At 72.2% G+C, this 7203-nt stretch carries 6 protein-coding genes; 2 read left to right on the top strand and 4 right to left on the bottom strand.

Features of this window, described 5'->3' with window-relative positions; genetic code table 11:
• Nucleotides 1-70 precede the first annotated feature (70 nt).
• Nucleotides 71-856 (bottom strand): DUF1080 domain-containing protein, encoded by a 786-nt coding sequence (locus ACG2DA_RS20790; protein ID WP_395258359.1) that lies wholly within the window; start codon nucleotides 854-856, stop codon nucleotides 71-73.
• Between the two features lie 151 nt (nucleotides 857-1007).
• Between ACG2DA_RS20790 and ACG2DA_RS20795 the strand changes: the two genes are divergently transcribed.
• Nucleotides 1008-2477 (top strand): sulfatase, encoded by a 1470-nt coding sequence (locus ACG2DA_RS20795; protein WP_395258360.1) that lies wholly within the window; start codon nucleotides 1008-1010, stop codon nucleotides 2475-2477.
• Nucleotides 2478-2496: 19 nt separating this feature from the next.
• Here the strand turns inward: ACG2DA_RS20795 and ACG2DA_RS20800 are convergent, their stop codons facing one another.
• The gene (locus ACG2DA_RS20800) at nucleotides 2497-3465 is read right to left on the bottom strand and encodes a CAP domain-containing protein (protein ID WP_395258362.1); all 969 of its coding nucleotides are present in this window, start codon (nucleotides 3463-3465) and stop codon (nucleotides 2497-2499) included.
• A gap of 420 nt (nucleotides 3466-3885) precedes the next feature.
• On the opposite strand from ACG2DA_RS20800, the gene ACG2DA_RS20805 reads away from it, so the two are divergent.
• A complete protein-coding gene (locus ACG2DA_RS20805; RefSeq protein ID WP_395258364.1) occupies nucleotides 3886-5397 on the top strand; it encodes an Lpg1974 family pore-forming outer membrane protein in 1512 nt (503 codons plus the stop codon).
• 156 nt (nucleotides 5398-5553) lie between these two features.
• Here ACG2DA_RS20805 and ACG2DA_RS20810 read toward each other — a convergent pair whose 3' ends face one another.
• Nucleotides 5554-6105 carry a hypothetical protein gene (locus ACG2DA_RS20810; protein ID WP_395258365.1) on the bottom strand — a complete coding sequence of 184 codons (552 nt, stop codon included), beginning with the start codon at nucleotides 6103-6105 and terminating at the stop codon, nucleotides 5554-5556.
• A 257-nt stretch (nucleotides 6106-6362) separates the two neighbouring features.
• The gene (locus ACG2DA_RS20815; protein WP_395258367.1) at nucleotides 6363-6872 is read right to left on the bottom strand and encodes a YybH family protein; all 510 of its coding nucleotides are present in this window, start codon (nucleotides 6870-6872) and stop codon (nucleotides 6363-6365) included.
• Between the last annotated feature and the right edge of the window lie 331 nt (nucleotides 6873-7203).

A 7203-nucleotide genomic window follows, 5' to 3' on the forward strand; every position in this document is an offset into this window, starting at 1 on the left:
ACCCCGGCCGCGGGGCGAACGTTTCGCCGAACCGGGCGGTTCGGGCTCAGTTCAAGTCGGCGGCGGCGGTTCAGCCTTCCAGCAGCGGGCCGTCCTCGGTGAGGGTCGGCTCCTGCACGGTGATGTTGCGGAACCAGACGGAGTTGCCGTGGTCCTGCAGCACGATGCGGGTCTTCTTGCCGGTCGCCAGCGGCTGGGCGAATTCGTCCCAGTCCTTGAATTTGCTGTTGGCGACGCGCTCTTTGAACTCGGGGGAGTTCAGGTTCACGTCGACCACCTTCACGCCGTTGAGGTAGTGGCGGATGCGGGAGCCGGTCTTCACCACGCGGCCGGTGTTCCACTCGCCGACGGGCTTGGTCGGCTTGGGGGTGTGGACGCAGGGGACGTTGCCGGTCGCCGGGCACTTCTTATACACGTGCGGGGCGTAGAGGGCGTACAGGGAGGCGACGCTGGTCTTGGGGTTCTTGCCGTTGCCGTGGCCGGCGTCGTCGAGGACCTGATACTCCGGGCCGGTCTTGTAGGAGGGCTCGCCCTTCTTGGGGACCACGCCGTAGATCACGCCGCTGTTGGCGCCCTCGGCGACCTTGAACTCGAACCGCAGGTCGAAGTCGCCGAAGGTCTGCTTGGTCTGGATGTCGCCGCCGCCGCCCTCGCCGGTGTTGCCGAGGAAGTGCAGGGCGTCGTCCTCGACGACCCACTTGGAGCCGATCTCCCCGCCGGCGTACTTCTCCCAGGCGTCGGTGTCGGAGCCGTCGAACAGCACGACGGCGCCGTCCGCTTTTTCTTCGTGATGGTCCGGGGCGGCGAGCAGCAGGGTCGGGGCGACCAGGGCCGCGGCGAGCGTCGGGGCGAGCATGGGTCAGGCGGGTGTCGGAGGGCGGGAACCCCGCAGAACGGGGCGATCGAGAAACTCTAATGGGAGTCCGGGACATGTTGTACCGATCGCGGAGGCTCGTCAGGGTGGGGCGTTCGCCCGATTCTCGCCCCGATTCGCTCCCGAGGCCCCGATGCGCTCCGCCTGCCGCCCCCGCGGGGTCGTCCCGTTCGCCCTCGCCCTGCTCGGGCTCGCCGCCGTCCGCCCGGCCCCCGCGGCGGACGGCCCGACCGACGCCCGGCCGGACGTGCTGTTCATCGCCGTAGACGACCTGAACGACTGGATCGGCTGCCTGACCGACGACCGCAGCCCGCTGGCCGGCGGCCACCCGGACACGCACACGCCGAACCTCGACCGCCTCGCCGCCCGCGGCACGCTGTTCACCAACGCCCACTGCGCCGCCCCGGCCTGCAACCCCAGCCGGCTGGCCGTGATGACCGGCCTGCGGCCCTCCACGACGGGGCTCTACATGAACCGCCAGAACTGGTACAGGGCCTCGGAGGACGTGCCGGTTCTCACGGAGACGTTCAAGAACGCCGGCTATCAGGTGCGGGCCGGCGGCAAGCTGTTCCACGGCGGCAACCCGCACGAGACCGACGAGCGGTTCTGGCACGAATATTTCCCCCTGCCGAGCTTCCCCGTGCCGCCGGAGGCGCAGAACGGCACGGCCAACGGGCTGGGCAAAGGCCACTTCGACTGGGCCCCGCTGGCGGTCGGCGACGAGGCCTTGGGCGACACGAAGCTGGTCGACTGGGCGACCGGCGTCATGAAAGAGGAGCCGACCGACGCTCCGCGGTTCACGGCCGTCGGGTTGTATCGCCCGCACCTGCCCTGGTTCGTGCCGCAGAAATACTTCGACGCCACGCCCGTCGATCCCACGCTGCCCCCGGTCCCCGGGGACGATTTGAAGGACCTGCCCCCCGCCGGCGTGCGGATGGCGAAGCCCGGCGGCGACCACGCCGCGGTCACGCGGGCCGGGCAGTGGGACGAGGCGGTGCGGGCTTATTTGGCCAACGTCCGCTACGCCGACGGGCAGGTCGGCCGGCTGCTGGACGCCCTCGACGCCTCCGGCCGGGCGGACAACACGATTATTGTGCTGTGGGGCGACCACGGCTGGCACCTCGGGGAGAAGCAGCACTGGCGGAAGTTCACCCTCTGGGAGCGGGCCACGCGGGTGCCGCTGATGATCGTCGCCCCCGGCGTCAACGAGCCGGGGTCCCGCTGCGACGCCCCGGTGGAATTAACGAGTCTGTTCCCCACGCTGTGCGACCTGTGCGGCGTCCCGCCGGAGGGGGAGTTCGACGCCCCCAGCCTGCGGCCGCTGTTGGCGGATCCGAACGCCGCCTGGGAGCACGTCGCCGTCACCACCCACGGCCGCGGCAACACCAGCGTGCGCGGCCCGCGGTTCCGCCTGATTCAATATAAAGACGGCTCGCGGGAACTCTACGACCACGCCGCCGACCCCGGCGAACACGACAACCTGCTGCATGACGGGAAGAACCGCCCAGCCGCGGCGGACCTCGCCCGCCGCCTGCCGACGGACTACGCCCCGAACGCCCCCGCGGACAAAAACCGCCCCAACCGCCGCCCGCCGGGGCGGTGAGCGTCCGCCGGACGGGCCGTCACCGCGGGGCCGCCGCGGGGTTCGTCGGCTCCGGCGACGCCGCGGCGGCTTCGTCGGTCTCCTCCTCCTCCGGCGGGCTCCAGATCTCCGGGTCCACGCCGCCGTCCGGTCCGGGCCGCAGGATCAACACCTGACCGGAAGAGAGTTTCAAAGCCGAATCCGCGTCGGCGTTCTCGGCGTCCGTTTGTTCCCCGGCGGCCGGCGGGGCGGGGCCGAGGTCCACGGTCACGGCGCCGGGGGTGCAGAGTTTATGCGTCTGCACGTACCGCGGCGGGAGCGTATATTCCCGCTCGCCGATCCGATACGTCTGCGGGACTTCGGTGCGGTTTTCGACCTCGAACTTCACCGCGGCGCTCGCCGGCAGGCCGAACAGCTGCACGGCGAAATACCGCCCGCTTTTCGCGTCGTGCACCACGCCGACGCCGGTCTCGGTCACGTCGTCGGCCAGCAGGTTGGCCCGGTGTCCGGGGGAATTAATCCAGCCGGTGACGGACTCGTTCGCCAGCTTTTCCGCTTGGAAGCCGAAGGTGTCGAAGTGGTAGGCGAGGTTCTCCCGCACGGTGCAGTAGTCGTAGCCGGCGGCCGCGACCCGCTCCGCCGGTTTCGTCCCGCCGGCCCGGTGCCCGAATACGCCTTCCTGGGCCAGATAGGCCCCGAACTTCTCCGCGGCCTCCGCGAGGGTTTCGTCGCGGGCGACGGGTTTTAAATCGTTCTTCTCGCGGAACTCGTTGGTGAGTTCCGTGATGAGTTTCTCCGTCTCCTCCAGATCGGCCCGGTCCGCAGTGCGGCGCTCCCCGCCGGTGGGGGGCAGGACGATCGTGCCGTGTTCGTCGGCCGGCTCCGGCGCGGTTTCGGCCGGGGCGTCCGCCGGGGTCGGCGGGCCGGCCGGGGGGACGGCCGCGTCCTGAAACAGCAGGCCCGGCGTCAGCAGGGCGGCGAGCAGCGGGGCGGTCGGGGCGAGCGGCATGAGTCGACAGGGGGCGAAACGGAGCGGACGCCCCAGTATGAGCCGACGCCGACGGCCCTCCACCGGGCGGCCCCCCACCGACGCCCCCGCGTCGCTCCGGGAACGCCGGGCGATTGCGGAACTTGAGCGAAAGCCGAACCGCGGCCCGAACGATCCCGAATTCGCCCGCCGAAAATCAGGGCGCGAAGTGTTCTTGACCGCTGGGCGCCGGCGGACCTACACCCCCCGCCGCTCTCCAAGCATCCCGTTTCAATCCGTTCACGCCCGAGGCCGCCCGCCTCGCGGACGTTCGCCGCGGCGCCCCGTTTCCGCCCGGTTCCCGGTCCGTTCCCGCCCATGGCAGGAGCGCCGGGGATCGCCGTTCGGGGCTCCGCCGCTCCGTCCGCGGACCGCCGCGCCTTCCGGCCGGAGTCTGCTCCGATGCCCACCGTCGCCCGCTCGCTGACGACCGCCCTGTTGTCCGGGGCGGCATTGTGCGTCGCCCCGACCGCGTTCGCCCAGCAGTACGCCGTCCCCGCCGGGGAGGCGATCGTGCTGGACGGCGGGGCGGGGGGCGGCGGACACGTCGATCCCCGGATGCACACCGCGTACCGAACCGCCGCCGTCGACGCCGATTTCGCCGCCGGCGCCGCAATGGACGGCCCCGTGATGGGCGCCCCGATGATGGGCGGGGAGGTCGTCGCGGAGGCCTATCCGACCGTGCGATCCACGCAGTACCCGACGCCCGCCGGCGGGCACGTCTTCGACGTCCCGACCTACGCTGGCTCGGTCGTCTCCGACAGCGTGTGCGACGGGGCCTGCGACGTCGGGTGCGACGTCGGGCATTACGGCGAAGTGATCTACGACTCCGGCCTGAGCGGCGGGGTTCCGTACGGGGGGACCGGGTACGGCGGCGGGCTGTGCGACGAGGTCTGCGGCGCCTGCGGGACCGTCGGCTGCACCCCCGCCACCTGCGACCCGACCTGCGAGCAGGATCTCGCCTGCGGGGGGCCGGTCGTGTGCAACAAGTTCGGCCGCTGCGGCAAGTTCTACAACACCGCCACCAGCCGGCAGTCCTGCGGGTTGAGCGCCGGCTACGCCTTCCTCTTCCTCCGCCCCCACCAGGGGGACGCCACCGCCGCGGTCGTCCGCACCCCCACCGCGGCCGGGGCCACCAGCCTGCGGCAGGACTTCGACTACGACCTGGAGCACGGCTCCCGCATCTTCGCGGAGCTGATCCGTCCGGACGCCGTCGGCCTGCGGGTGACCTGGAGCGGGTTGGAAGCGGACTCGAGCGGCCGGCAGTTCGCCGGGACGACCTTCAACGCCGCCCCCGGCGTGACCAGCGCCGCGATTCCGGCCCTGTTCGCCCTGGACACCAACTCTCCCTCCGGTCGGGTGACGGCCGACGCCGGCGACACGCTGATCACCGAGAGCGAGGTGCAGTTCTCGAACTTCGACATCGACGCCACCCGTCGCCTGCGGGCCGGCGGCTGGCTGCTGAACACCGGCGGCGGCCTGCGGTTCGCCCGGCTGGACCAGGAGTACTCCGCCCTCGTGTACGGGGCGAACCCCGGCGAGGCCCGCAGCTCCACGGCGTTCAGCGGCGCCGGCCTGACCGGCTTCGCCGAGGCCCGCCGCCCGATCGGCAACAGCGGGTTCGCCCTCGTCACCGCCGGCCGCATCGCCCTGCTCGCCGGCGAAAACGACACCGACGCCCGCGTCGCCCAGAACGGCGTGGTCCTCACCGGCTCCTCCGACCGCACCGACTTCGTCCCCACCGGCGAGCTGCAGGTCGGCGGCGAATGGAGCGCCTGGGTGAACCCCAACACGCTGTTCTTCACCCAACTGGCCTACGAGGGTCACGTCTGGGGCGGCGTGGGCAGCCCCGGCTCGCAGAACGGCAACGTCGGCTTCACCGGCTTCAACCTCACGCTGGGCCTGGAGTGGTGAACCGCCCCGCCGGCGCCCCGAACGCACGCCGCCCCGACGGTCCCGCAGGACCGCCGGGGCGTGTTGCGTCGTCGGTTCAGCGGACGCCGCGTCCTCTTTCCTCCCCACGCCCCCTTTTGGGGGGAGAGGGGAAAGAACGGGCGACGCCGGACCGGTTCAGCGCCAGGCGCGGACGCGGTAGACGCCGCCGGGGCCGCGGGCGATGGCGTCGGCGGTGAGCCGCATCGGGCGGCCGGGGGTGCAGGTGTTGGGGATGCCGCTGGAGGACCAGCCGACGCCCTCGAAGGCGCCGATCGTGCCGCCGACGTGCCCGCGGATGCCGCGGGAGGCCATCATGTTCGCCTCCTGCTGGGCCCGGGCCTGGTCGCTGCCGTTCAGCCCGCCGCCCTGCGTCATGGCGCCCTGGGTCGGGGCCGGGGCGGAGTACTGCGTCGGCGTGACGTACCGGTTCGGGGCGGCGTACTGCACGCCGCCGGCCTGCTGAATGCCGCCGCTGTACCGCACGGTCGACTGCGGGGCGACGTACCGGGTCGGCTGCTGAACGCGGGCCGGTTGCTGGACGCGGGCCGTGGCCTGCGTCTGCGGCGTCACGAGACGCTCGCCGGGGTTCAGCACCACGCCTTGCGGCAGCTGAGCGGAGGCGATCGGGGCCGCGGCGAGCGCCGCGGCGAGGCCGAGGGCGGAACCGAGGAGGGTGCGAATCGTCATGTCTCTCCGAGGTCTTGGGGAGGTACGCGGACAGCGCTCCGGCCTCACTGGGCCGGGAAGGGCGTACCTGGGAGATGCCGGGGCGGTCGGTCCGCGGGTCGTTCGTCTGTTCGGACTGCGGAGGTCGCTCCGGCGGCGAAGCGGGGGACGGTACGCGCCCCGCAAACTCGTCGCAACCGACGAAACCGGCACATTTTGTCAATCCCAAAAAATCGCCCCAGACGCTCGACAGCCCCTCGACGGGAGGCCGGCGGGGACTACCGCTTCGGCGAAGCCGGCGGCGCCGCCTGCCAGTCCCGCTCCGACGCGACCTCCAACTGGCGCTCCATCACCCAACGCCAGCCGTCCGGGCCGCGGACCAGCAGGGCCTCGAACCGCACGAACGCCGGCTCGCCGGTCGCCCCGGGGGCGTGGGAGACGTAGCGAAACAGCCCCGTCTCGTGGGCGGTCGTCGGGCCGTGCAGGCGTTGGGTGAAGCGGAACGTCACGTCGGCGACCGCCTCGCCGGCCTGCGTCTCCTCGAAGCCCGGCTTCCACTTCTCCAACTGCTCCGCGATCGGGGCGACCGTGCCTTTCGCGTCGCTGACGAACACGGCGTCCGGGTGATACAGGGCCGCGTAGCCGGCGAAGTCCCCCTCGCGGACGGTGCGGGCGGCCTCGGCCCAGAAGGCGTCCAGTTCGGCGGCGGTGCGAGGCGCCGCGGGGTTTTCAGTCGGCGGGGTGGCTAGCAGACCGGCGAGCAGCAGCGGGGACAGGGCGGCGGACATCAGGGCGATCCGGGCACGGGGGGAAAGCGGCGGAGTCTTCGGATTGGAGCCGCCCGCCGGCGCCCTGCCAACGCCCCGCTCCCGCTCCTCACGAACCGCCAGCGGCGGGGGCTGTCGAACCGGCACGTCGCCGGCGTCCTGCTGGGCGCCCCCCACGGGGCCCAGACACGGGGCCGAGACGAACTTTGGCGGTGGGCAAGGGGACGTTCCTCGCCCACGAAACCCCCGGCTCGACGGCCGCCGGAGCGACCGCACGGCGGACGAATATATTCCGGCGACCGGACCGGAAACGCGACGGCGAAGCGCCGGTTTTGAGCCCGGAGCGCGAGCT

The organism is Alienimonas sp. DA493, from assembly GCF_043951915.1.
In the GTDB taxonomy this organism is placed as follows: domain Bacteria; phylum Planctomycetota; class Planctomycetia; order Planctomycetales; family Planctomycetaceae; genus Alienimonas.